Source organism: Nitratidesulfovibrio sp. HK-II (genome assembly GCF_003402415.2).
In the GTDB taxonomy this organism is placed as follows: Bacteria; Desulfobacterota; Desulfovibrionia; order Desulfovibrionales; family Desulfovibrionaceae; genus Cupidesulfovibrio.
In genome coordinates this window covers 190,289-214,219 of the sequence record NZ_AP036014.1, presented here as the reverse complement: position 1 = coordinate 214,219, position 23,931 = coordinate 190,289, and the positions used below count along the sequence as shown (strand labels likewise).

Here is a 23,931-nt window from a genome sequence, read left to right as displayed (position 1 = left end):
ATGGGGTCGACCGGGGGCCTAGCCGGTGCGCCGCTCGCGCGGCGGCTGGTAACTGGTCAGCTTTTCCAGGATGATGCGCGGGTTCTCGCCCCTGGCGATGGCCAGTATGCCTTCCAACTGCATCTCCATCATCTGCACCTCTTCCTTGCTGCGGTGGCGCAGCTTGCCCGCCAGCGGCAGGAAGACCAGGTTGGCCAGCACCACCCCGTAGAAGGTGGTGATGAGCGCCACGGCCATGGCCGGGCCGATGGCCGAGGGGTCGTTCATGGAGCGCAGCATCTGCACCAGGCCGATGAGCGTGCCCACCAGCCCCAGCGCCGGGGCGTACGAGGCCAGCGCGTTGAAGATGTCCACGCCCATGGAATGGCGCGTCTCCAGCGCGGCGATCTCGCTTTCCATGATCTCGCGGATGGCCTCCGGCTCCAGGCCGTCGATGGTCAGTTGCAACCCCTTGCGCAGGAATGGGTCGTCCAGCCCGTGCACGGCATGCTCCAGCGACAGCAGCCCCTCGCGCCGGGCGCGGTGGGCGAATTCCATGAACTGGTCGATGACCAGGTCGGTGCGCAGCAGGTGGGTGGAGAAGGCCTTGCGGGTGATGGACAGCACGCGCACCGCCACGGGCAGCGGGTAGTGCACCAGCGCGGCCCCCAGGGTGCCGCCCAGCACGATGAGCAGGGCCGCCGCATCCACGAAGAACAGCGGGTTGCCGCCCATGGCCAGCGCCGTGCCGATGAGCCCGAACGAGATGAGGATGCCGAGTACGGTTGCCAGATCCATGCGGTACCTCTCGCCGTCGCGCGGGCGGTTGGTGCGTGTATCCCGTGCTATCCCTGCGTGCCGGGCGGACCGGCGTCACTTCCCCGGCGGGAGCGCCGGGTCCGGCCTCCGGGGCTTACGCTCGTACCGGACGGCGGCCGAAAATATCCGTCCCCACCCGCACGATGGTGGCCCCTTCGGCCACGGCCACTTCCGCGTCGTGCGACATGCCCATGGAAAGGTGCGGCAGGGGCAGGCCCACGCGGGCGGCCAGCGCGTCGCGCAGTTCGCGCAGCCGGGCAAAGTACGGGCGCGAGGCCTCGCCGTCGTCGAAAATCGGCGGCATGCACATCAGCCCCAGCAGGCGCAGGCGCGGCAGGGCCAGCACGGCCTCGGCCAGGGCGGGCAGGTCGTCCGGGTCCACCCCCGACTTCTGCGCCTCGTCGCCGATGTTCACCTGCAGCAGGATGTCCTGTACCGGCGGCGCGCCGTCCGCGCCCTGCGCGGGCATGCCGGCCAAGCGCTGGTCCAGCTTGCGGGCCAGGGCATCCGAGTCCACGGTATGGATGAGCGCGAAGCGCCCCACAACGTCCTTGGCCTTGTTGCTTTGCAGGTGCCCGATGAAGTGCCAGCGCGGGCCGTCGCCCTGTTCGGGCGAAAAGACAACGCTTGGGGCCTTGCCGGTCATATCGGCAACTTCGGCCTGTTTCCGTAGTGCTTCCTGCACATAATTCTCGCCGAAATCACGCTGCCCGGCGGCGACCAGCGCGGCCACGGACGCGGCGGGGTGATATTTGGACACCGCGACCAGGATAATTCCGGCCGGGTCGCGCCCGGCGGCGCGGGCGGCGGCGTCCACGCGGGCGCGCACGGCGGCCCGGCGGTCCAGCAGGGCGCGCGCGTCATCGGGCGGCAGAAAGGCGGAAGCGGTTGCAATATCGTGCGGCATGGCGATCATCCCAAATCCTTGGCGATACGAAAAACGGGGCGAAAATGCGCGCACGCCGCGCGCCGCGCCTCTCACTGACGGCGGACGGGCGGCGTGCAACAACACCGGGGTTTGGCGGCGGTCATGCGCCCGCCAGCGGCCGGTCATTCAATGACAGGCATCAATCTATTCGTCGGCCAGACCCAGCGAACGCAGAAAGCCCACGTCCTCGGTCCAACCTTCGCGCACCTTGACCCACAGTTCAAGATGCACCTTCTGCTCCAGCAGGGTCTGGATGTCGGCGCGGGCCTTGGTGCCGATGTCCTTGATGGTGGCCCCGGCCTTGCCGATGACCATGGACTTGTGCGACGGCCGCCCCACGTAGATGACCGCGTGGATGGTGGTAAGGTCGCGCCCTTCCTCCTCGTCCCACTTCTCTATCTCCACGGCCACGGAATAGGGCAGTTCCTGGCGCAGGGCCAGGAACAGCTTTTCGCGCACGATTTCCGCCGCCATGAAGCGCACCGGCAGGGTGGAAAGCTGGTCCTCGGGGTACAGGGCCGGGGCCACGGGCAGTTTGGACTTCAGCAGCTTGACCAGTTCCGGCAGGCCGTCGCGCGTCAGTGCCGAGACGGGGAACACCTCTGCCTTGGGCCACATCTTCTGCAGGTCGATGAACAGGGGCAGCATCTTGGACTTGTCGCGGAACAGGTCCACCTTGTTCACGGCCACGATCACCGGGCGGTCTTCCGATGCCACGGCGTCCATCAGCGGCTTCACGTCGTTTTCGAGGAAGTCCGGCTTCTTGATGTACAGGTCCGCGTCCAGCATGACCAGGATCACGTCGGCGCTGTGCATGGAATGCCACGCCGTCTGCAGCAGCATCTTGTTCATGCGGCCGCGCTGCTGGTGGATGCCGGGGGTATCCATGAAGATGACCTGCGCGTCCGGCTCGGACAGGATGCCCACGATCTGGTTGCGGGTGGTCTGGGCGCGCGGGGTGACGATGGCCACCTTGTGGCCCAGCGCCGAGTTGAGCAGCGTGGACTTGCCCGCGTTGGGCGGCCCCAGCAGGGCAACCCAGCCGCAGCGGTGTTCGGTCTTGGTCATTATATATGCTCCTTGCGGAAAAAAGGTCGTTTTCTTCGCCGCATGTTCCACAGCGCGCGCCGTGCGTCAAGGAACGGCGCGAAAATATAGCGGACGTGCGGGAAGCGGCGGCGCGAATGCACGTCCCACAGGACGCGCGGCCCAGGAATGGCCCGGACTGCGGGCCGGAGTGCGTCTGGACTGCGCCGATTCAGGTCCAATTGGCCCGGTTGGCCCAGTCGGCCGGGCTGGCCGGGGCGGGACCTGACGCGGGCCGGGCAGGGCGCGTACAATAAGGATGTGGGGATGCGGGGCGCCGCCCGCGTCCGGATTGCACCGGGCCGTGCATCTGGCCTGCGCCGGAATTTTCGCCGGGCATGGCGGAACAGGCCCCATACGCGGCCGGGCGTGGCCCGTCAAGACGCGCGGGCGGCCTGGGAGGTCTGACGCGCCGCCGCGCTCGCCCGATGCACCGCACCCGGCAGGCTTCGGGCAGGCCCGGCGGCCGGGTGGGACAGGAAGGGGAAGCCGGACGCCCTCGCGCCGCCCCATTCGCCCCGCAGTGGGACGCGCCCCCCGAAAAAACCGGAAATCCAGCCCCGATAGACCGTTGACGTTCCGGATACCATCTGTATTACTGACCGCACGACGGAACGTGTTTCGGCCACCCTGCGTCCACGTTCCGGCAAGCCTTCGGCAAGCGCCGCGACGGATCGCCCATCGCCCCGCCGCCAGCGCCCGCGCGCCCCGCGCCCACTCGCGCCCCCACGGAGAACGCCATGCCCCGCAAGGTCAAATCGGTCCGCGTGCCGGAAGAACTTTCGGCCATCGACCTGTCCGGCATCATCGCCGAATGCGAGAAGTACCTGCGCGACCTGGAATCGGTCGCCATGCTCAACCAGCAGGGCGAACGCGAGGCGGCGGAGGCGCTGCTGCGCGCCCGCCAGGCCGACCTTGGCCGCCGCGTGGGCCTGAAGGTATGGGAGGCCCGCAAGCAGGCCGCGCTGGAGCGGCTGCAAAAAGGGCAAAATTCGCAGGCCGGGGAATCAGCCTGAGTTTACGCCCGGCTCCGGCCTTTTCCCGCCGCACGGAAGCCCCGCCGCACCGGACAGACCGTGAGCCTGTCCCCTATTCCCCCACCACCGCCACCTCGTCCCCAATGTCCACCCCCGCCATGCCCACAAGGGCGCGGTGGGGGTGAATTTCCACGCCCGCCGCGCGGGCCTCGTGGAACAGTGCGGCATAGGCCGGGTCGATGTAGTCCGCCGGGCCGAAGCAATGGCCGTCGGGCCGCTGGATGAGGTAGAACCCGGCGGCGCGTTCGCCGCGCGCCACGATGTCCATCATCTCACGCAGGTGCTTGGCCCCGCGCTCGGTGGCGGCATCGGGAAAGGCGGCCACGTCGTCCTCCACCAGGGTCACGTTCTTGCACTCCACCCACAGGGTGGGCAGGCCGGGGCCGTCCAGCCGGGCGTCCAGCCTGCTTTCGCCGCGCCTGGCCTCGCGGCGCAGGGTGGTGTACCCGGCGGCCCACGGCAGCCGCCCGGCGTGGAAGGCCGCCTCCAGCAGCCGATTGGGGACCGAAGTGTTCACCCCCACCCAGAAGCCGCGCGGCCCGTTGCCGTCGCAGCGCACCAGTTCCTGGGTGTATTTCAGCTTGCGGTCGGGGTTGGGCGCAGGCGACGCCAACACCGCAGCGCCGGGGCGCATCAGCCCCAGCATGGACCCGGAATTGTTGCTGTGCACCCACAGGGGTTCGCCATCCAGTTCCAGTTCCACGCTGAAGCGCTTCACCCGCCGCACAAAGCGCCCCACCACGCAGCCGGGCGGAAACGGCAACAAGGGCGCGCCGTAGCCCGCCGTGCCCAGGCCCGGCAGGCACTCGGCCATCGCGCCGCTACCCTTTCCGCTCCCGCCACCGCCGACATGGGGCGCGGCCAATCCCCCGGCGCTTCCCCGTGCGCCCTTCCTGCTTCCCCTTCCTGTTTCGTCCCCTGACATCGTCTTTCCTTACAGCAGGTTGGCGCTGTTCGCGCGCCGTGCGGCACGGCACGCCCGCATCCCCGCGCATCCTGCCGGTATGCTTTGATGTTTCCGCAATTTACAGTCGTCCCGTAAGCTGGTAACCAGCCGCCGAGAACGGGAGCGCCCGAGCGGCGCATCGCGCGCCCCCATGCCCCCGCCCGGAACAGTCCTCAAATGCGCGACCGCCGCCCTGCCCGCATCCCCTGCGTCTTCGGCATCCAGGCGGTTTCGCACACCATACCACGCGAACAGGACGCACCGTAATGAGAATCTCCGACCGTCTCACCCGCATCAAGCCCTCGGCCACCCTGGCCGTCAACGCCAAGGCGCTGGAACTCAAGGCCAAGGGCGTGCAGGTGGTCAGCCTTGCCGTGGGCGAACCCGACTTTCCCACGCCGGAACACGTCCGCGAGGCGGCCAAGACCGCCATCGACGAAGGCTTCACCCGCTACACGCAGGTGCCGGGCATTCCCGAACTGCGCCAGGCGGTGTGCGGCTACTTCGCGCGCTTCTACGGGGTGGATGCCCCCATGGAGGCCACGGTGGTCACCAACGGCGGCAAACAGGCATTGTACAATCTTTTCCAGTGCCTGCTCAACCCCGGCGACGAGGTTCTGGTGCCCGCCCCGTACTGGGTGAGCTACCCGGCGCTGGTGGAACTGGCGGGCGGCGTGCCGGTGTTCGTGGCGTCCCCGGCGGAGCGCGGCTTCAAGGTCACGCCCGAAGAGCTCGACCGCGCCGTCACCCCCAAGACCCGCGTGCTGCTGCTGAACTCGCCGTCCAACCCCACGGGGGCCTGCTACACCCGCGCGGAAACCGACGCCATCATGGAATGGGCCATCGCGCGCGACCTGTTCGTGATCTCGGACGAAATCTACGACCGCCTCGTGTACGAACCGGCCGAGGCCGTCAGCGTGTGCGACTGGTGGGCGCGCCACCCCGAGAACGTGGCCGTGGTCAACGGCCTGGCCAAGACCTTCGCCATGACCGGCTGGCGCGTGGGCTACACCCTGGCCCACCCCGACCTGATCAAGGCCATGACCAAGATCCAGGGGCAGTCCACCTCGAACATCTGCTCGGTGGCGCAGAAGGCCGCGCTGGCCGCCCTTACCGGCCCCTACGACGCGGTGGAGGACATGAAGAAGGCCTTCCGCCGCAGGCGCGACCTGGCCCACGCCATCGTTTCCGCGTGGCCGGGCGTGGTCTGCCCCAAGCCCGACGGCGCGTTCTACCTGTTCGCGGACATGCGCGCCCTGTTCACCCCGGCCCTGCCCGATTCGGCCAGCCTGTGCACCCACATCATGGAGCAGGCCAACGTGGCGCTGGTGCCGGGTGCGGCCTTTGGCGACGACGCCTGCCTGCGCTTCTCGTACGCGGTGTCCGACGACACGCTGATGATTGCGCTGGACAAGGTAGCGAAGGTTCTTTTCGGCTAGCCCAAACGGTCTTTTCGCCCGTTGGCTTCGTCAAACTTCGCCTGCCATGTCGGTCGAATACGATAAGAGTATACTCCCTCATGGCAGGCTCGTTTTCCTTGCCAACGGACGAAAATCCTCTTTGGGAAAATGCTGGAGCAGGAATGCACCAGCGCGCCGCACCGGCCTCGCCCTTCGCTGAAAAGTACGATATGACGGCGGCATGTCCCGCGCGGCTCGCGCACGCGACCGGCCGGGGCATGCCGCCGCTTCGCTGGCCCCGCCCGCGCGGCGGCACGGCCGCCACGAAATTTCACGTCGCGCCCCGCACGGCCCCGCCGCGCACCACCGGCACGCACGCCATGGGCCTTCTCTCCGGCCCGCAAGGAGCATGACCATGCCCCAGCCCCACCGCCTCGACTGGACCAACGCCTGGCCCGCCGCGCCGCTGGGCCGCCTTGCCCCCGACGCCACCGCTCCGCACGACCTGCACAAGGGCGAGCTGGCCCACCGCCTGAAGGCGGAACTGGCCGCCGGGCACCTGCCGTTCATCGACATGCCCTACCGCGATGCGCTCGTCGCCGGGCTTGCCGCCCTGCAGCCCACCCTTGCCCGCTACCGCCACATGGTGCTGCTGGGCATCGGCGGCTCCGCGTTGGGCGCGCGGGCGCTGCAACGGGCCTTCTTTCCGCAGCAGGACCGGCCCGGCCACGACGGCCCCTGGCTGTGGATAGCCGACAACGTGGACGCGGGCACCATGGAGGCATGGTTCGCCAGCCTGCCGCCGGAACAGACCATCGTGGTGGCCGTCAGCAAGTCGGGCGGCACCATCGAGACCCTGGCGCAATACTTTCTGGCCAAGCAGTGGCTGCAGTCCGCCCTGGGCAGCGCCTGGCGCGAGCACATGCTGGTGGTCACCGACGAGAAGGCCGGCTTCCTGCGGCAGGAAGCGAACGCCGCGGGCCTGCCCTCGCTGCCCGTGCCCGACCATCTGGGCGGCCGCTATTCCGTGCTCTCGGCCGTGGGCCTCGTGCCCGCCGCATTCCTGGGCCTGAACTGGCGCGGGCTGCTGGACGGCGCGCTGGCCGCCGGGGCGGACCTGGTGGCAGACCCGGCCCACGCCCTGCCCGGCCACCCCGCGTGGCGGCTGGCCCTGTGGAACATGGCCCTGGCCGACGCCGGGTATTCGCAGCTCATCTTCTTCTGCTACGTGCCGCTGTGGGCCCCGTTCGGCCCGTGGTTCGCCCAGTTGTGGGCCGAAAGCCTGGGCAAGGAAGGCAAGGGCACCATGCCCCTGCCCGCCGTGGGCGTGACCGACCAGCATTCCCTGCAGCAGATGTTTCTGGACGGGCCGCGCGACAAGGGCTGCCTGTTCCTGACCAGCCCCGGCCTGCCGCAGGGCCGTCCCTTCCCGGACGACCTGCCGGACAAATGGGCCTTCCTGAAGGGCCGCCGCTTCGGCGAACTGCTGGACGCCGAGGGCCTGGGAACCCGCATGGCCCTCGCCAAGCAGGGCACGCCCCTCGTGGAACTGCGCATGGGCGACACGGACGAGGCCGCCGCGGGCCGCCTGATGGGCCTGCTGGAGCTGACCACCCTGTTCACCGGCTGGCTCATGAACATCAACCCGCTGGACCAGCCCGCCGTGGAGCTTGGCAAGCGCCTCGCCAACGCCCGCCTGGGCGCGCCCGGCTACCCGGCGGAAGAGGCGGACCTTGCCGCCTTCCTCGGCCGGGCCGGGCAGTCGCAGGAGTTCTAGCCGGTGCCGCGTCGCTTCGAACTGCCGGGGGGGCTGCCCTTCGGCTTCGCCCGCTTCCTGTCGTGGGTGTCGCTGGTGCTCATCCTGGCGTCCAGCATCGTGATGTCCGTGGTCATCACCGATTCGGCGCGCAACACCATGTTCCGCAAGCAGCAGGAATTCGCCTCGCTGCTGGCCGAAAACCTGAACCACCAGATCTACCGGCGCTTCACCCTGCCCACGCTGATGGCCGCGGGGCGCATCGCCCTGCGCCAGCCCGTGCAGTACGAACGGCTGGACCAGCTGGTGCAGTCGGTGATCCACGGGTTGCAGGTTTCACGGGTACGCATCTACGACCACTCCAAGATCGTGTCGTATTCCACCGACCGCGCGGACCTGGGCCGGGCCGACCTGGCCGGGCCCGACGTGGCCGCGGCCCTGCGCGACGAAACCCCCAGCTACAGCATCGACGCGGACATCTCGTTCTGGCGGGCCCTGTTCACCCCCCGGCTGGAGCCGGGCAGCTTCATACTGCGCACCATCTACCCGCTGCGCGTGGAAGGCCGCCTGGGCAGCATCGACGATGACGACGACGGCCCCATCATGGGCATGCTGGAGATGACCCAGGACATCACCAACGACACCCGGGCCATCATCGCCTTCCAGTGGCTGATCATCGGCACGGCCAGCCTTTCCTCGCTGGTGCTGTTCGGCATGCTGCTGGTGTTCATCCGCCGGGCCGAACGGGTGATGGCCGAACGCATGCAGGAAAAGCAGCGCCTGGAGCGGGAACTGCACCAGCACGAAAAGCTGGCGGGCATGGGCCGGGTTGTGGCCAGCATCGCCCACGAGATCCGCAACCCGCTGGGCATCATCCGCTCCAGCGCGGAACTGCTGCTGAAACGCCCCAGCAGTTCGGACCCGGTCACCGCGCGCATCCTGCAGGCCATCTACGACGAAGCCAAGCGCCTCAGCCAGACGGTGAACGACTTCCTGGACTACGCCCGCCCCCGCCAGCCCCGGCAGGACCCGGTGGAAACCGGCGGGGTGCTCGACCGCGTGCTGGGCTTTCTGGAAGGGGAACTGGCCCGCCGCGAGGTTACAGTGGCCCGCGAGGCGGAGCCGGGCATCACCGTTTCCGGCGACGCGGACCTCTTGTACCGCGCGTTCTACAACATCATGACCAACGCGTTGCAGGCCATGGACGGCCCCGGCACGGTGACGGTGACGGCCCGCCGCGACGGCGAAGAGGCGGAATTCGCCTTCCGCGACAGCGGCCCCGGCTTCGACCCGGCCGACCGCGAACGACTGATGGACCCGTTCTTCACCACCAAGGACGACGGCACCGGCCTTGGCCTGCCCATCGTCAACTCCATCATCACCAGCCACGGCGGCAGCCTGCGCATCGACAACGCGCCCGAGGGCGGGGCCGTGGTGTACGTGCGCCTGCCCCTGCGCACGGAATAGCCGGGGGGCGCAGGGCGCGCGGCCCGCAGCGCACTCGGTGCGCCACATCGGCCGATCTGCGCCAATACCCGTCTGGCCGCTTGCGCGCGCGGCCTTCCGGCCCTATCTCTGTCCCTTGGACTTCCACGTAGCACCGCCGCCCCGCACGCCCGCGCGCGGGCCCGGCCCCCCGACACCGCAACCGGAATCGCCATGAACGAAAAGACGCATCTGCTCGTGCTCGACGACGAGAAGAACTACCTGCTCGTGCTCGAAGCCCTGCTTACCGACGCGGGCTACACCGTCACCGCGCTCAACGACCCGGAGACCGGCCTCGCCTTTCTCGAGGAATCGGAAGTCGACGTCATCATCACCGACATGAAGATGCCGAAGATCACCGGACGCGAGGTGCTGGAACAGGTCAAGAAGAACTGGCCGCACATCCCCGTGCTGATCATGACCGCCTTCGGCTCCATCGAAAGCGCGGTCGAGGTCATGAAATACGGCGCGTTCGACTACATCACCAAGCCGTTCTCCAACGACGAACTGCTGCTGTCCGTGCACAACGCCTCCGAGCTTTCGCGCATGCACCGCCAGTACCGCGTGCTGCGCGAGAATCTGGAAGAACGCTACGGCATGCACCAGATCATCGGCAAAAGCCGGGCCATCCGCGAAACCCTGGCCATGGTCGACCGCGCCGCCCCCAGCCGCTCCACCGTGCTGATCACCGGCGAATCGGGCACCGGCAAGGAACTGGTGGCGCGGGCCATCCACTTTTCCTCGCCCCGCAACAAGGGGCCGTTCGTCTCCGTCAACTGCATGGCGCTCAACCCCGGCGTACTGGAAAGCGAACTGTTCGGCCACGAGAAGGGGTCGTTCACCGGGGCCGTGGCCATGCGCCGGGGCCGCTTCGAACAGGCCGGCGGCGGCACCCTGTTCCTGGACGAAATCGGCGAACTGACCCCAGAATTGCAGGTCAAACTGCTGCGCGTGCTGCAGGAACGCCGCTTCGAGCGCGTGGGCGGCACCGAAGAGGTTGAGGTGGACATCCGCGTGGTGGCCGCCACCAACAAGAATCTTCAGGAAGAGGTGGAAAAGGGCAACTTTCGCGAAGACCTGTACTACCGCCTGAACGTGGTGCACATCGCCCTGCCGCCCCTGCGCGAACGCCGCGAGGACATCCCCCTGCTGGTGGCCCACTTCGTGGACAAGCTGGCCCGCGAGAACGGCGTGACCCCAAAGACCTTCACCCCCGAAGCCCTGGACTACATGACCGGCTACGAATGGCCCGGCAACATCCGCCAGCTTCAGAACGTGGTGGAGCGCTGCCTTGTGCTCGTCTCCGGCGACACCATCCGCGTGGATGACCTGCCCCCCGAACTGCGCGACGAAGAAGCCCAGCTCAAAAGCGCCGTGGACCTGCTGCCCGTCCAGTTGGACCTGGCCGACACCCTGGAGCGCATCGAGGCCGCCCTCATCCGCCGCGCCTTGGTCCGCGCCGACTTCGTGCAGGTGAAAGCCGCCGAGCTGCTCGCCATCTCCAAGAGCCTGCTGCAGTACAAGCTGAAGAAATACAATATCACGGGACATTAAAAGGAATACAAAAAGAACCGACCGGGGGAAGGGACCCTTTGAAAAGGGTCTCCTTCCCCCGGACCCCCAACCCCCTAAACCTTTCAATTGCAAATGAAGCCATACGCCACGGCTTCATTCCGCCCTGCCGCTCAAGTCCCCCCCCACGCACACTACCGCCACGCATTTTCCCCGGCCTTGACGGGTGGTCATGGCCGCCGCATAGTCGATATTGACGACAAACCGCACCACGGAGGTGCCCCATGGAAAAGCAGAAGATATCCCTGAGTACCCGGCTGCTCTGCGCGGACGCGGCGGGCGTCGTCGAGGCGCTGGCCGAGGGGCTGAAGGAACGCTGCCTGAAAGTCCAGAAGGGCGACGAGACGCTGGTGCTCAGCCCGCCCGAGGCCGTGGACGTGGACGTGGAAGCCAAGGTCCGCGACGGGCGCGGCAAGTTCATGATCGAAATTTCCTGGCGCATCCCCGACGATGAAACCGTGGCCGCCTGCGACGAGGTGGCCAACCTGCCCGGCCGCGACCATCTGGCCCCCCTTGGCTGCGCCGACGTGGAAGAGGTTGGCGACATCGACCTCGACGTGGCTCTGAAGAAAGCCGACAAGCCCGCGAAGGCCAAGGCAAAAGACCACAAGGACGAGAAGCGCGACGGGGACAAGAAAAAGGACAAGCCCGGCAAGAACGGCAAGCCGGAAAAGAAGTCCAAGCCGGAAAAGGACGGCACGCCCGAAAAGTCCGTGAAGGACGGCAAGAAGGACAAGCCGAAGAAGGACAAGGGCGACGCGTCCGAAGAATAGCCTCTCGCCCGCGCGAAACACATAGCAACGCACAAGGGCAGGTCCATGACCTGCCCTTTTTTCATGGCCGTGCACCGTCGTTTCAGCGAAACAGCCCGGCGCAGCCTTCCGGGGCAAGGCACGTCGGCCCGTCTGCGCCAGCGACAGCGCCTGCGCCGCCCGCTTCACGGTCCGGCGCGTCCCGTCTCGGCGTCCCCTCGCCCACGCCCATCCCCGGCCCGCCCGTCCCGCCGGGTATGGCCGCCTCGCCGCCCGCGCGCAGCCACAACCGCCGGTATTCCGTGGCCGTGGTGCCGAACATGGCCTTGAAGTGCCGGTTCAGGTGCGACAGGTCGTAGAACCCGCATTCCAGCATGGCGTCGTAGGTGTCGGCCCCGGCCTCCAGCAGGTGGCGGGCGTGTTCCACCTTGCAGTTCAGAAAGTACTGGTAGGGCGTCATGCCCGTTTCGTCGCGGAACAGCCGGATGAAATGGAACTTGGACAGCCCCGCCTCGCGGCACACGTCGTCCAGCCGCAGCGTGGCCCCCATGCCCTCGCGGATCATCTCCATGGAGCGCCGCACCGCGCCGCCGTGCCGTGGCGCCGGGGGCGGCTGCCGCTTCGTCCCGTGCCCCCCGGCCATGCTCGTGGCCAGCCCGGCCGCCAGCAGCAGCCTTTCCGAGGTCAGGCCCTCGTCGCGGCCCAGCAGCGCGCCGTGGGCCAGCCGCAGCACCACCGCCGCCAGCCGCGCGTCGTACACGATGGGCGCATCGAAGCGCACAACCTCTGGCCGCCCGGTGGCCTCGGCGAACAGGGCAGGCGGCACGTAAACCATCACGTAGTCGATGCCGCCGCTGTCGCCCGCGTTGCCGTCGTGGGCCTGCTCTGGCGAGAACAGCATCACCCCGCTGCGGTGCGAGGCCAGTTGCGCGCCGTTCAGCCGGTACTGCTGGATGCCGCGCTGCGTCACGCCCAGGGCGTATTCCTCATGGGCGTGACGCTTGTAGGCGAAGCGGGTCATGGTGGCGGACAGCACCGTCACCCCGGCCGCGCGGCGGTACACGAACCGCTCGCCCGAAAGGGCGGGGCGGCCGTCACGACCGTCACTGCCGTTGCGATCGGCACCACCAACGTCACGGCGGCGGTCTCTTTCGTCCGCGCTCACTCGTCCCATCCGCTCACCAGGTCATTTCCCAAAACCACTCCGGCGGTCGAAGCCGCAACCGCCTACCGCGCCAACACCTGCTGCACGCCGGACATGGCCACCGCGCAGTACACCAAGAACAGGGCCATCAGCACGTTGACCACCCGCCGGTACGCCGACAGGAACCGGCGCAGCAGCGCGCCGAATCCCACCCACGCGGCAAAGGCCGCCCAGCCGATCACCGACACCGCCGCCACCCCGGCGGCCACGCCCCCGCGCGAACCCTGGGCCAGCGCCACGAAGCTGGGCATCACCGTCAGGGTGAACATGACCACCTTGGGGTTCACGAACTGCATCAGGAACCCGGTGACGAACAACGCCCGGCCGGAACGCGGAGCAGGGTGCGGACCGGGGCAGACGCCAAGGCAGTCGCCCGGCCGGGCATCGCCAGCGCCAGGGGCGGCGCTGCCAACCGTGCCGCCAGCCGGGGCATCCCCCACGTCCATGCCGTACACCTTCCACGCAAGGTACAGCATGTACGCCCCGCCCACCAGTTGCAGCACCGGTTGCACGGCGGGCAACAGCTCCGCCAACAGGCTGTTCAACGCGGCCGATGCCGCCAGCATCAGCGCGAAGGCCGCCGCCGCCCCGGCCGAAAACACCAGCGCCCGGCGCGTGCCCTCGCCCTGGGCTATGGACAGGATGACGATATTGGTGGGCCCCGGCGTAAAGGTGACCACCACGCAATACAACAGCAACGAAAGCAGACTCATGACGAAACTCCCGGTACAGGCCGATACGGACTGGATGCCCGATGCCCGGCATACCCCACGCGTCCGGCGTGCATTCGGCGAGCGCCCGGAGTACGTCCGGCGTGCGCCCGGCACCCGTCAGGGGGGCATGTCGGCATCCTGCCTGCTGCATGCCCCATGCGCACCGCGCGCGCATAGGACGATATTGCGGTGATGGCATGCTGCCTGGGAAAGACAGGCCATCCAACCCGCCGTCTTGCTCTTCGGCCTCACCGCCCCGACCGCCCCGACTGGCCCGGCCACGTTGACAACCCCGCCCCCCTGCCCTACGTCGGGGCAAGGCCCCCCGTGCCGACCGCGCATTCCGCTTCCGTTCGCAACCCGCCCCCGGCCCTGCCGGGCGCACCCCCAGCCCATGCCCCACGCCCCCGAAGATTCCAACCTGCCCGGCACGTCCGACTCCCCCCACCCCACGGACACGCCGGAGCAGGGCCACGCCCACACTACGCCCCGCGCCGCGCACCCGCGCCGCGAGGCCCCCAATACCCCCGCAGCCCCCACCGCGCCGCTCGCCCCCCCGGCCTTCGACGAGGACAACCCCGTGCGCGACTACATCACCGCGCTGCTGGCCTCGCCCTTCGGGCGACAGGTCACCCACCACCGCGCCCTGCCCGCGCGCGAGGCCGCCCACGCCCCCAACCGCCGCCCGTGGCCCAAGGCCATCCGCGACATTCTGGCCCGCAACGGTATCGGCGACCTGTACACCCATCAGGCCCGCGCCACAGACCTCATCCGCGCCGGGCGGCATGTCGTCGTCGCCACGCCCACGGCCAGCGGCAAGACCTACGTGTACAACCTGCCGGTATTGGAACGCTTTCTGTCCGACCCGGACGCCCGCGCCCTGTACCTGTTTCCGCTCAAAGCCTTGGCGCAGGACCAGCTTTCCACCTTCAACGGCCTCACCGCCGCCTGGCCCGAAGACGCACGCCCCCGCGCCGCCATCTACGACGGCGACACCACCGACCACTTCCGCCGCAAGATCCGCCAGAACCCGCCCACCGTGCTGCTGACCAACCCGGAAATGCTGCACCTCGCCATCCTGCCGCACCACCAGCAGTGGACCAGCCTGCTGGCCTCGCTGGCCTTCATCGTGGTGGACGAGGTGCACACCTATCGCGGCGTGCTGGGCGCGCACATGGCCCAGGTGTTCCGCCGCCTGCTGCGCGTGTGCGCCCGCTACGGCGCGCACCCCACCTTCGTGTTCTGCTCCGCCACCGTGGGCAACCCCGGCGAACTGGCCGCCAATCTCACGGGGTTGGGTGGGACTTTTGGGGAAGAAGACACTGCGGGGGAAGGGACCCTTTTGCGGCAGCCGTTAGGTGAGCGCAACGCGCGAGCCTTACGGATGGCGTCCGCAGAGCGTGAAAGGTCCCCTTCCCCCGCGCCCCCATCCCCCAAAACCTTTCAGCAGGGTTCCTACCCCACAATATGGGGTCAAGGGGACGCGGTCCCCTTGCGGGGCGCGGGGCAGAGCCCCGCATCTGCTATCCAGGTCATCACCGAAAGCGGCGCACCGCAGGGCTTGCGGCACTTCGTGTTCGTGAACCCGGACGACAGCCCGTCCACGGCGGCCATCCAGTTGTTGCGCGCGGCCCTGGCGCGCGGCCTGCGCACCATCGTGTACTGCCAGTCGCGGCGCATGACGGAGCTGATCAGCATGTGGGCGGCGGAAAAGGCCGGGCCGTACCGCGACCGCATCAGCGCCTACCGCGCCGGATTTTTGCCGGAGGAACGGCGCGACATCGAGGCGCGCATGTCCGGGGGCGATCTGCTGGCGGTCATTTCCACCAGCGCGCTGGAACTGGGCATCGACATCGGCGGGCTGGACCTGTGCATACTGGTGGGCTACCCCGGCACGGTCATGTCCACCTTGCAACGCGGCGGCCGGGTGGGCCGCGCGCAGCAGGAATCTGCGGTGATCCTGATCGCCGGGGAGGACGCGCTGGACCAGTACTTCGTGCGGCACCCCAACGAATTCTTCGACCGGCCTGCCGAGCACGCCGTGGTCAACCCGGACAACCCGGTCATTGCCAAGCGACACATCGAGTGCGCAGCGGCAGAGCTTCCCCTTCCTGCCGACGAGCCGTGGCTGGCCGCGCCGGGCGCCGCAACCGCGCTGGCGGAACTGGAAGCCGAAGGGCTGGTGCTGCGCAGCGCCGACGGCGGAACCCTGCTGGCCGCGCGCAAGCGGCCGCACCGCCACGTGGACCTGCGCGGCAGCGGCAACACCTTCACCATCGAGGACGGCGACGGCAACGTCATCGGCAGCGTGGACGGCCACCGCGCCTACCGCGAAACCCACCCCGGCGCGGTGTACCTGCACCGGGGCCGCAGTTGGGTGATCACCCGGCTGGACCCCGGCGCGCAAAAGGTGGTGGCGGAGCAGGCCCGCGTGTCGTGGTTCACCCGCGTGCGCGGCAACAAGACCACCGATATCCTCGACATCTACGACCAGCGCGAGGCCTGCGGCACCCGCGTGTTTCTGGGCAAGCTGCGGGTGACGGAAACCATCACCGGGTACGAGAAGCGCAGCGTGTCCGGCCAGCGGCTGCTGTCCGTGGTGCCGCTGGATGCGCCGCCTTTCGTCTTCGAAACCGAGGGGCTGTGGTTCGAGATTCCCGACGCCGCGCGCATCGCCACCGAGAACGAGTTGCTGCATTTCATGGGGGCCATCCACGCGCTGGAGCACGCCGCCATCGGCATTCTGCCGCTGCTGGTCATGACCGACCGCAACGATCTGGGCGGCATCTCCACCCCCATGCACGCGCAGGTGGGACGCCCCGCCGTGTTCATTTACGACGGCCTGCCGGGCGGGGCCGGGCTGACCCGCGCCGCCTTTGCCGACGCCGATGCGCTGTTCCGCGCCACCCGCGCCGCCATCGCCGAATGCCCTTGCGAAACCGGCTGCCCCTCGTGCGTGCATTCGCCCAAGTGCGGCTCCGGCAACCGGCCCATCGACAAGGCGGGCGCGCTGTTCCTGCTGGACCGCATGGCCAGCGGCACGCCGGAATCCGATCCGGTGCAGCCCGGGCTGGAGCAGGGGGGGAAGCAGGGAGAAGAGGTGAATATTTTTGAAGAAGGGGTGGGTGTGGGGAGCCGGGGCGCTGCCCCGGACCCCGCCGGGGGACTATCAGTCCCCCGAACCCCCTTTCTGCGTCCGGGCGATGAAGCCCGAAGCGGGCATCATCACCCGGACGAGACAGCGCGCCACGATTTCCAATATATGGAGGAAGGGGGCACGCGGTACCGCCCGATGCCCGCCGAACACACCGGAACCGAGGCATCTGCGACCAGCGAGCCGAATTCAAGCCAGCGCCACGCTAAGCCACATCCCCCCATGGAGCACGCCATGACCACATCCCCGCGCGATGCCGGGCCGCTGCTTGCGTCACCGACCACAAGCCCCACGGACAGCAGGATCGCCGCCCCCGCAGGCCGCTACATGGTGCTGGACGTGGAAACCCGCCGCGCGGCGGCGGACGTGGGCGGCTGGCACCGGGCCGACCGCATGGGCGTGAGCGTGGCCGTGCTGTACGACGCCGCCGACGATTCCTACACCCCCTACGAGCAGGACGCCGTGCCCGAAATGCTCGACCGCCTGCGCGCGGCGGACCTTGTGGTGGGCTTCAACATCTCGCGCTTCGACTACGCGGTGCTCTCGCCCTTCGCCCCCTACGACCTGCACACCCTGCCCACCCTGGACATGCTCACAAAGGTCAAGGACCGCCTGTCCTACCGCATCTCGCTGGACAACCTGGCCCAGGCCACCTTCGGCACGCCCAAATCGGCAGACGGCCTGCAAGCCCTGCAATGGTGGAAGGAACAGCGGCTCGACCTCATCGCCGAGTACTGCCGCAAGGACGTGGAAATCACCCGTGCCCTGTTCCTGCATGGCCGCGAAAAGGGCTACCTGCTGTTCACCAACAAGGCCGGGCAGGCCGTGCGGGTTCCGGTGGCGTGGTAGATTGTCCGCGCCAGTGCGACGCAGGTCCGGCATGTCCGCGACACATTATGGATATGCAGCAGATGCTGATCGATCTGCCCAGTCCCGTTTCGGACTTCCCCCGCGCGATATCACACCATTGATACTCTGCCGCATCCGCTGCTATGCAACAGCGAATCTTTGCGTGCGGAGGTCCCATGGCCGTCTTGTTCTCGTTGTTCGCCCTGTGCCTGCTGATATGGCTGGTGTTCTTCCGCAAGCGCGTCGCCTCCGACCAGGAGATCATGAGCGTGGTGGTGGCCTTGCGCGCACGCCTGCTGCCCCTGACGGAGACGGAAGGCGACACCGCCCACAATCTTGTTCACTACGATCTCTCGCGGTACCGCTCTGGCGCCGTGGCCCTGGCCCAGCCCCTGCCGCCCCTCGACATCCTTGATTTCTTCGAACAGACCGGCACCACCGACCTTGCCCGCGATGCCCTGCGCAAAATGCACATGGGCAGGCTGCTCAACCTGCTGCTGTTCTATGCGCTGGCGCGCGGGCGCATCAAAGGGATGCGCATCTTCGGCAAGGACAGCGCTCTGTTCGACCTGCTGGCCCGGCACGGCCTGCTCACCCCTGACAACCACACCCTGCTCCATGACAAGGTCATCCGCACCGCCGTGTTCTCGTTCTTTCACCCTCGCGGCGACCGGCGCTATCTGATCCCGTGGATCGCGCAGCACCACGCCGAGGACTTTCACCAAGCCCTGAACCTGCGCAATGCCGAGTTGCTGGCCGCCATCATCGAACGCTTCGATGCGCGCCCCCTGCTCCCCATGGACAAGTACGAACGGAAGGAGGCGCGACGCACCTACGACTGGCGCATCCTGTACAACCTGCCGCCCGAACACCTGCGCAACGGCAAGCCCACCGGCTTCTGGCTGCTTGCCCTGGAGCCGGTGCGCCTGTTCAACATGGGCCACGGGCGGGCACGCCGCAAGGAATACTGGGGGTTCACCCTGATCGCCATCCTGTGCAGCGTGGCCACGGGCGTGGCAGATGCGCTGCTGCAACTGCACATGTCTAACTTCATCTCGATACTGTGGCTCGTACCCAGCATCGGCGTGGGCTTTCGACGCATGCACGACATAGGGCGCAGCGAATTGTGGGTGTTCGTGCCAGTGGTGCACCTGGTCATGGCCTGCATTCCCGGCCTGCCGGAAGCCAACATGTACGGCCCCAACCCCAAGGCTTGAGCCCGGGCCGCTTCCGGCCTGCGGACCTTCTGCCGACGCGGGCAACCTGTGCGCGCCAATCGGCATGCCAATCGTCATACCGTCATCACCGCTCCCCCCCTGGTGCCGGGGGGAGTACAGCCTGTCCGTTCCGCGTCCTCACCACGATCTTCTCCTGTCAACGCCCAGTTCGCGTAGCCTCTCAACCGCGTGAGCGCCCACCCCTTTCGCGCGTCTCCCCTTCCCACGCCCGTGCCCGCGTGCTAGGGTGGAAATTCCCGGAGTCCCGTGCACCGTCACGCGCCGGGCATGGCGGAACGTTATACTTGTCCGCCATACCCCCGCTGCCCCATGACATACGCACGGCCCGTAGCGGCCCGCGCCGCGCCATCCGCTTCGGACGCACGGCAGTCGGCCGCGTGGCGTACCATCGGACATGGCCCGCACCACGACCGCAGACACGCTCCCGCCCCAAAGGCTGCCCGCCAACCGCCCAACAGGAGGCATGCATGCTCCCCGCCGCGTACCAGGCATTTCTGAAGGAACTGCTGGAATTCATCCCCCGGCGCAACGTGTTCACAGACCCCTTGCGCACCCTGGCCTACGGCACCGACGCCAGCTTCTACCGGCTCATCCCCAAGATCGTCGTGGACACCCACAACGAGGACGAGGTGGTGGGCGTCATCAAGCTGGCCAACAAACACCGCCTGCCCATGACCTTTCGCGCGGCGGGCACCAGCCTTTCCGGCCAAGCGGTCACGGATTCCATCCTGGTGCGCCTGGGCGACGGCTGGCGCAAGTACGCCATCTTCGACAACGCCACCAAGATCCGCCTGCAACCCGGCATCATCGGCAGCCACGCCAACCGGCTGCTGGCCGAGTTCGGCAAGAAGATAGGGCCGGACCCGGCCTCCATCGACACCTGCAAGATCGGCGGCATCGTGGCCAACAACGCCAGCGGCATGTGCTGCGGCGTGGCCGAGAACAGCTACAAGACGCTCAGCCACATGCGCGTCGTGTTCCATGACGGCACGGTGCTGGATACCTCCGACACCAAGAGTCGCGCCGCCTTCCAGCGCACCCACCCGGAAATCGTCAACGGCGTGGCCGCCATGCGGGCGCAGATCATGGCCAAGCCGGAACTGGCCGACCTGATCACCCGCAAGTTCAAGATCAAGAACACCACCGGCTACAGCCTGAACGCGCTGGTGGACTTCGCCGACCCGTTCGACATCATCCAGCACCTCATGGTGGGCTCGGAAGGCACCCTCGGCTTCATCAGCGAGGTGACCTACCACACCGTGACCGAGCACGCCCACAAGGCCTCTGCGCTGGTCATCTTCCCCACCATCCGCGACGCGTGCGAGGCCACCATCATCCTGCGCCAGCAGCCCGTGTCCGCCGTGGAAATGATGGACCGCGCCTCCCTGCGCTCCGTCGAGGACAAGCCCGGCATGCCCGACGGATTGCAGGGGCTCCCTGCTGACGCCGCCGCCCTGCTGGTGGAAACCCGCGCGGGCGACAAGGCCACCCTGGAAGACCAGATTTCCCGCATCACCGCGTCCATCGAGGCCATCCCCAAGATCCGCCCGGTGGCCTTCACCGACGTGCCCGCCGAATTCGGCACCCTGTGGAACGTGCGCAAGGGCCTGTTCCCGGCCGTGGGCGCGGTGCGCAAGGTGGGCACCACGGTCATCATCGAGGACGTGGCCTTCCCCATCGCCTCGCTGGCCGACGCCACCCTGGAGCTGCAAACCCTGTTCACCAAGCACGGGTACAGCGAGGCCATCATCTTCGGCCACGCCCTGGAAGGGAACCTGCACTTCGTGTTCACGCAGGACTTCAACACCCAGACCGAAGTGGATCGCTACCGCGCCTTCATGGACGACGTGGCGGCCATGGTGGTGGGCACCTACTCCGGCTCGCTCAAGGCGGAACACGGCACCGGCCGCAACATGGCCCCGTTCGTGGAACTGGAATGGGGGCGCGACGCCTTCCTGCTGATGCGCGAACTGAAGACCCTGTTCGACCCGTACGGGCTGCTGAACCCCGGCGTCATCATCAACCCGGACGCAGAAGCGCACATCCGCAACCTGAAGCCGCTGCCCGCCGCGCATTCCATCATCGACAAGTGTATCGAATGCGGCTTCTGCGAACCCATCTGCCCGTCCAAGGACGTGACCTTCACCCCGCGCCAGCGCATCGTGGGCTGGCGCGAAATATCGCGCATGAAGGCCGGGGACGAGAAAAGCAGCCTGCTCAAGCAGCTGTTCTCGGGCTACGACTACCTGGGCGACAACACCTGCGCCACCGACGGCCTGTGCGCCACGCGCTGCCCGGTGGGCATCAACACCGGCGCGTTCATCAAGGAACTGCGGGCCGACAAGGTGGGGCCGCGCGCGCAGAAGGCGGCGGATTGGGTGGCCCGCCACTACGGCGGGGTGTGCCGCGCCGTATCCACGGCGCTCACCGGGGCGGACCTGCTGCACCGCGTGCTGGGCGCCGAGGTCATGGACAAGGGCGCGCAATTCCTGCGCGTGGTCTCACTGAAAAAGGCCCCGCTGTGGACGCGGGCCATGCCCACCGGCGCATCGGCCCCGGCCCACGCCCCGCGCGGCCCGGTGTCCGACCGCAAGGTGGTGTACTTCCCCAGTTGCATCGCCCGCTCCATGGGCCCGGCCCGCGACGACGAACAGCGCGACCCGCTGCCCGCCAAGACCATCGGCCTGCTGCTGAAGGCGGGCTACCACGTGCTGTTCCCCGAAAAACTGGGCGACCTGTGCTGCGGCCAGCCCTTCGAGAGCAAGGGCTTCAAGGCGCAGGCAGACATGAAGGCCAAGGAGCTGTCCGAGGCCCTGCTGAAGGTCAGCGACAACGGGGCCATCCCCGTGCTGTGCGACACCAGCCCCTGCCTGTACCGCATGAAGGAAACCCTGGATAAGCGGTTGAAGCTGTACGAACCCATCGAATTCGCGCTGGAACACCTGACCAAGGCGCTGGACTTCCGCAAGGCGGAACGCACCATCGCCATCCACTCCACCTGCACGGCGGTGAAGCTGGGCCTGCCCGGCAAGTTCAAGCAACTGGCCGAACTGTGCGCCGAACAGGTGGTGGTGCCGGAAGACGTGTTTTGCTGCGGCTTCGCGGGCGACCGTGGCTTCAGCTTCCCGGAGCTGAACACCGGCGCGCTGAAGGAACTGCGGCGGCAGGTGGAAATCTGCGAGGAAGGCTATTCCACAAGCCGCACCTGCGAAATCGGCCTTTCGCTGCACGGCAAGATTCCGTACCGCAACATCCTGTATCTGGTGGATGAGGTGACCACGCCCAAGTCTGCGTAAGACCGGGGCGTGCGGAGCCCGCAAGGGCATGAAAGAAAAGGGGGGCTGCAAGGCCCCCTTTTTTCATCGCACGGGCCGTTGCCCTGCGTTCATGTCTTTCCGGTGTGCGCCAGTTCGGCTCCGCCGTTCATGGTGCCGATATTGTCTTTTCCGCCAACTTGCGAACTTCATCGGCAACAACGGCAAACCCCCTACCCGCTTCGCCCGCTCGTGCTGCCTCGATGGCCCGATCAGCGCCAACAGGCTGGTCTGGCACGCAATGTCGCTGATACCTCCATGACCTGGCCCATATCCTCGGCCTGCGCCCAAGCGCCGCCATGTCTCTTTTCAGCGCTTCGGCCTGCGCCGCAACCTGACCGATGGCGGCAGCCACGCCGCCAACCATATATCCACTTTTCTTGCGCACGCGGCTCCAGTCCATTTCGCGAGTGAACAGGGATTCAGGCGCGCGGCGTTCCCAAACAACAGGGGGCCAGCACACGCCCCCCCATGTGTCGCGGGCGTGTCCAAAGATTTCCCCTCTCTCGTCCGGTGCGGCTTCAGTCGTCCCTGGGCGCTGCCATGCGTGCTGCGCGGCGCGTCAGTTCCGCAGCGCGTTCAGGATATCCGCCCCAAGTGTTATGGCCCGGACAATGGCCCGCTCGTTGTTGACGCTGATGACCACCGCGATTTTCGTGTGGCGATCGTAGAAGTACACGGTTCCAAAGCCGGGAAAGGAGCCCAGCTTGCCCACCAGCGCCATTTTCGGCGCGTCGAACAGGAACAGCGTGCAGCCATCAAGCTCGCCAAGGCTGTAACTGCCTGTCTTGCTGGCGACCAGGGCCGCCCGCCCGTCGGGCAGCTTCAGCGGCGCAAGGGCCACCGTATCCAGCACGTCGTTGTGCAGCACCCGGTCCAGATTGACCAGCCGCACCACGTCGGAGGGGGTCGCCTCCAGGTTGCCCGTGCCCTTGGCAACGGCCAGGCTGGCCATCATGGGCAGTTGCAGGGTCCCGTTTTCCCCGCCGCTTGCATACCCGCAGGACAGGTGGGGCACGATGGCGGTGTCGTTGCCCGGCACAAGGGATGCCATGCCCAGCCTTTCGATGAACATTTCCCGCACCAGATCATCGTACGCCCTGCCGGAAATACGTTCGCAGATGACCGCGAGCATCAGGAACCCGGTGTTGGAATAGGCCTGCCGCGTGCCGGGCTGAAATTGCAGCGGCTGCTTCCCCACCAGGGTGACGAGTTCCGCCGGGGGCCAGTTACGGACCGGATTGGCGCGCACCTCCGCAAGCCCGAGCATGTCCATGATGCCCGAAGTGTGTTCCAGCAGGTGGCGGACGGTAATGGTGCCGCCGTCGGGAAAGCCGGGAAAGAACCGGTCGATGGGCGTGTCGTACGCCAGTTTACCGTCCTCGATGAACCGATGGATCAACGCGCCGGTGAACACCTTGGTGACCGACCCGATCTTGAAGCGCGACTGCGTGGTCATGGGGGTGGCGTTCTCGATGCATGCGGCGCCGAAGGCCACCGCCACCGGGTCGTCCCCGCCCTTTTGCAGCACGGCGATGGACATGCCGGGCACATCGGGGGTGGCCGCTGCCTTCGCCCCCAGTTCCGTGACGATCCTGCGCGCCTTGGCCGCATCGTAGCCGGCATGGGCGCTGCCGCATGCGCACAGCGCCAAGGCCAACGTCAGGACCAACGCCAGGGGGAGCACCAGGAGGAACGT

General features: G+C 67.7%; 17 protein-coding genes. 9 read left to right on the top strand and 8 right to left on the bottom strand.

What is annotated here, in order from left to right; genetic code table 11:
- Positions 1-18: 18 nt before the first annotated feature.
- From RVX_RS00740 to era, 3 genes are all read right to left on the bottom strand, one after another.
- Positions 19-777: a motility protein A gene (locus RVX_RS00740; RefSeq protein WP_116307143.1), complete on the bottom strand. Its 759-nt coding sequence runs from the start codon at positions 775-777 to the stop codon at positions 19-21.
- Between the two features lie 115 nt (positions 778-892).
- On the bottom strand, positions 893-1,705 hold the full coding sequence (locus RVX_RS00735; RefSeq protein WP_116307821.1) for a YggS family pyridoxal phosphate-dependent enzyme: 813 nt from the start codon (positions 1,703-1,705) through the stop codon (positions 893-895).
- A gap of 165 nt (positions 1,706-1,870) precedes the next feature.
- A complete protein-coding gene (gene era, locus RVX_RS00730; RefSeq protein WP_116307145.1) occupies positions 1,871-2,794 on the bottom strand; it encodes a GTPase Era in 924 nt (307 codons plus the stop codon).
- A 758-nt stretch (positions 2,795-3,552) separates the two neighbouring features.
- Here era and RVX_RS00725 point away from each other — a divergent pair.
- Positions 3,553-3,828: a hypothetical protein gene (locus tag RVX_RS00725; RefSeq protein WP_116307147.1), complete on the top strand. Its 276-nt coding sequence runs from the start codon at positions 3,553-3,555 to the stop codon at positions 3,826-3,828.
- A 73-nt stretch (positions 3,829-3,901) separates the two neighbouring features.
- On the opposite strand, the gene sfsA is transcribed toward RVX_RS00725, so the two are convergent.
- A complete protein-coding gene (gene sfsA, locus RVX_RS00720) occupies positions 3,902-4,663 on the bottom strand; it encodes a DNA/RNA nuclease SfsA (protein ID WP_116307149.1) in 762 nt (253 codons plus the stop codon).
- A gap of 398 nt (positions 4,664-5,061) precedes the next feature.
- Between sfsA and RVX_RS00715 the strand changes: the two genes are divergently transcribed.
- The 5 genes from RVX_RS00715 (at position 5,062) to RVX_RS00695 (ending at position 11,781) form a co-directional block, all read left to right on the top strand.
- Positions 5,062-6,234, top strand: coding sequence for a pyridoxal phosphate-dependent aminotransferase (locus RVX_RS00715; RefSeq protein ID WP_116307151.1), 1,173 nt, complete (start codon positions 5,062-5,064; stop codon positions 6,232-6,234).
- A gap of 376 nt (positions 6,235-6,610) precedes the next feature.
- A complete protein-coding gene (locus RVX_RS00710; protein WP_116307155.1) occupies positions 6,611-7,972 on the top strand; it encodes a glucose-6-phosphate isomerase in 1,362 nt (453 codons plus the stop codon).
- Positions 7,973-7,975: 3 nt separating this feature from the next.
- On the top strand, positions 7,976-9,418 hold the full coding sequence (locus RVX_RS00705) for a sensor histidine kinase (protein ID WP_116307158.1): 1,443 nt from the start codon (positions 7,976-7,978) through the stop codon (positions 9,416-9,418).
- Positions 9,419-9,610: 192 nt separating this feature from the next.
- Positions 9,611-10,990, top strand: coding sequence for a sigma-54-dependent transcriptional regulator (locus RVX_RS00700; RefSeq protein ID WP_116307160.1), 1,380 nt, complete (start codon positions 9,611-9,613; stop codon positions 10,988-10,990).
- 242 nt (positions 10,991-11,232) lie between these two features.
- A complete protein-coding gene (locus RVX_RS00695) occupies positions 11,233-11,781 on the top strand; it encodes an amphi-Trp domain-containing protein (RefSeq protein ID WP_116307163.1) in 549 nt (182 codons plus the stop codon).
- Between the two features lie 82 nt (positions 11,782-11,863).
- On the opposite strand, the gene RVX_RS00690 is transcribed toward RVX_RS00695, so the two are convergent.
- Together RVX_RS00690 and RVX_RS00685 are read right to left on the bottom strand one after the other, a co-directional pair.
- Positions 11,864-12,925 carry an AraC family transcriptional regulator gene (locus tag RVX_RS00690; protein ID WP_230404722.1) on the bottom strand — a complete coding sequence of 354 codons (1,062 nt, stop codon included), beginning with the start codon at positions 12,923-12,925 and terminating at the stop codon, positions 11,864-11,866.
- Positions 12,926-12,987: 62 nt separating this feature from the next.
- Entirely contained in the window at positions 12,988-13,677 is a 690-nt protein-coding gene (locus RVX_RS00685; RefSeq protein WP_116307165.1) for a LysE family translocator, read from the bottom strand.
- Positions 13,678-14,071: 394 nt separating this feature from the next.
- Here RVX_RS00685 and RVX_RS00680 point away from each other — a divergent pair, with 394 nt between their 5' ends.
- The 3 genes from RVX_RS00680 (at position 14,072) to RVX_RS00670 (ending at position 22,214) form a co-directional block, all read left to right on the top strand.
- Entirely contained in the window at positions 14,072-17,680 is a 3,609-nt protein-coding gene (locus tag RVX_RS00680) for a DEAD/DEAH box helicase (protein ID WP_230404724.1), read from the top strand.
- Between the two features lie 176 nt (positions 17,681-17,856).
- Complete coding sequence (locus tag RVX_RS00675) at positions 17,857-18,897, top strand: DUF805 domain-containing protein (protein ID WP_116307167.1); 1,041 nt, start codon at positions 17,857-17,859, stop codon at positions 18,895-18,897.
- A 488-nt stretch (positions 18,898-19,385) separates the two neighbouring features.
- Entirely contained in the window at positions 19,386-22,214 is a 2,829-nt protein-coding gene (locus tag RVX_RS00670; RefSeq protein WP_116307170.1) for an FAD-binding and (Fe-S)-binding domain-containing protein, read from the top strand.
- A gap of 127 nt (positions 22,215-22,341) precedes the next feature.
- On the opposite strand, the gene RVX_RS00665 is transcribed toward RVX_RS00670, so the two are convergent.
- Entirely contained in the window at positions 22,342-22,533 is a 192-nt protein-coding gene (locus tag RVX_RS00665) for a methyl-accepting chemotaxis protein (protein ID WP_420192431.1), read from the bottom strand.
- 261 nt (positions 22,534-22,794) lie between these two features.
- Positions 22,795-23,886 carry a serine hydrolase domain-containing protein gene (locus RVX_RS00660; protein ID WP_172596625.1) on the bottom strand — a complete coding sequence of 364 codons (1,092 nt, stop codon included), beginning with the start codon at positions 23,884-23,886 and terminating at the stop codon, positions 22,795-22,797.
- Between the last annotated feature and the right edge of the window lie 45 nt (positions 23,887-23,931).

What these genes read in the sequence shown, in the direction of transcription:
- RVX_RS00725 (WP_116307147.1), top strand. Translation starts at nt 3,553, where the DNA reads ATGCCCCGCAAGGTCAAATCGGTCCGCGTGCCGGAAGAACTTTCGGCC.
- RVX_RS00695 (WP_116307163.1), top strand. Translation starts at nt 11,233, where the DNA reads ATGGAAAAGCAGAAGATATCCCTGAGTACCCGGCTGCTCTGCGCGGAC.
- RVX_RS00700 (WP_116307160.1), top strand. Translation starts at nt 9,611, where the DNA reads ATGAACGAAAAGACGCATCTGCTCGTGCTCGACGACGAGAAGAACTAC.
- RVX_RS00715 (WP_116307151.1), top strand. Translation starts at nt 5,062, where the DNA reads ATGAGAATCTCCGACCGTCTCACCCGCATCAAGCCCTCGGCCACCCTG.
- RVX_RS00665 (WP_420192431.1), bottom strand. Translation starts at nt 22,533, where the DNA reads ATGGCGGCGCTTGGGCGCAGGCCGAGGATATGGGCCAGGTCATGGAGG.
- RVX_RS00680 (WP_230404724.1), top strand. Translation starts at nt 14,072, where the DNA reads ATGCCCCACGCCCCCGAAGATTCCAACCTGCCCGGCACGTCCGACTCC.
- RVX_RS00675 (WP_116307167.1), top strand. Translation starts at nt 17,857, where the DNA reads ATGGCCGTCTTGTTCTCGTTGTTCGCCCTGTGCCTGCTGATATGGCTG.
- RVX_RS00735 (WP_116307821.1), bottom strand. Translation starts at nt 1,705, where the DNA reads ATGCCGCACGATATTGCAACCGCTTCCGCCTTTCTGCCGCCCGATGAC.
- sfsA (WP_116307149.1), bottom strand. Translation starts at nt 4,663, where the DNA reads ATGGCCGAGTGCCTGCCGGGCCTGGGCACGGCGGGCTACGGCGCGCCC.
- RVX_RS00740 (WP_116307143.1), bottom strand. Translation starts at nt 777, where the DNA reads ATGGATCTGGCAACCGTACTCGGCATCCTCATCTCGTTCGGGCTCATC.
- era (WP_116307145.1), bottom strand. Translation starts at nt 2,794, where the DNA reads ATGACCAAGACCGAACACCGCTGCGGCTGGGTTGCCCTGCTGGGGCCG.
- RVX_RS00710 (WP_116307155.1), top strand. Translation starts at nt 6,611, where the DNA reads ATGCCCCAGCCCCACCGCCTCGACTGGACCAACGCCTGGCCCGCCGCG.
- RVX_RS00685 (WP_116307165.1), bottom strand. Translation starts at nt 13,677, where the DNA reads ATGAGTCTGCTTTCGTTGCTGTTGTATTGCGTGGTGGTCACCTTTACG.
- RVX_RS00670 (WP_116307170.1), top strand. Translation starts at nt 19,386, where the DNA reads ATGCTCCCCGCCGCGTACCAGGCATTTCTGAAGGAACTGCTGGAATTC.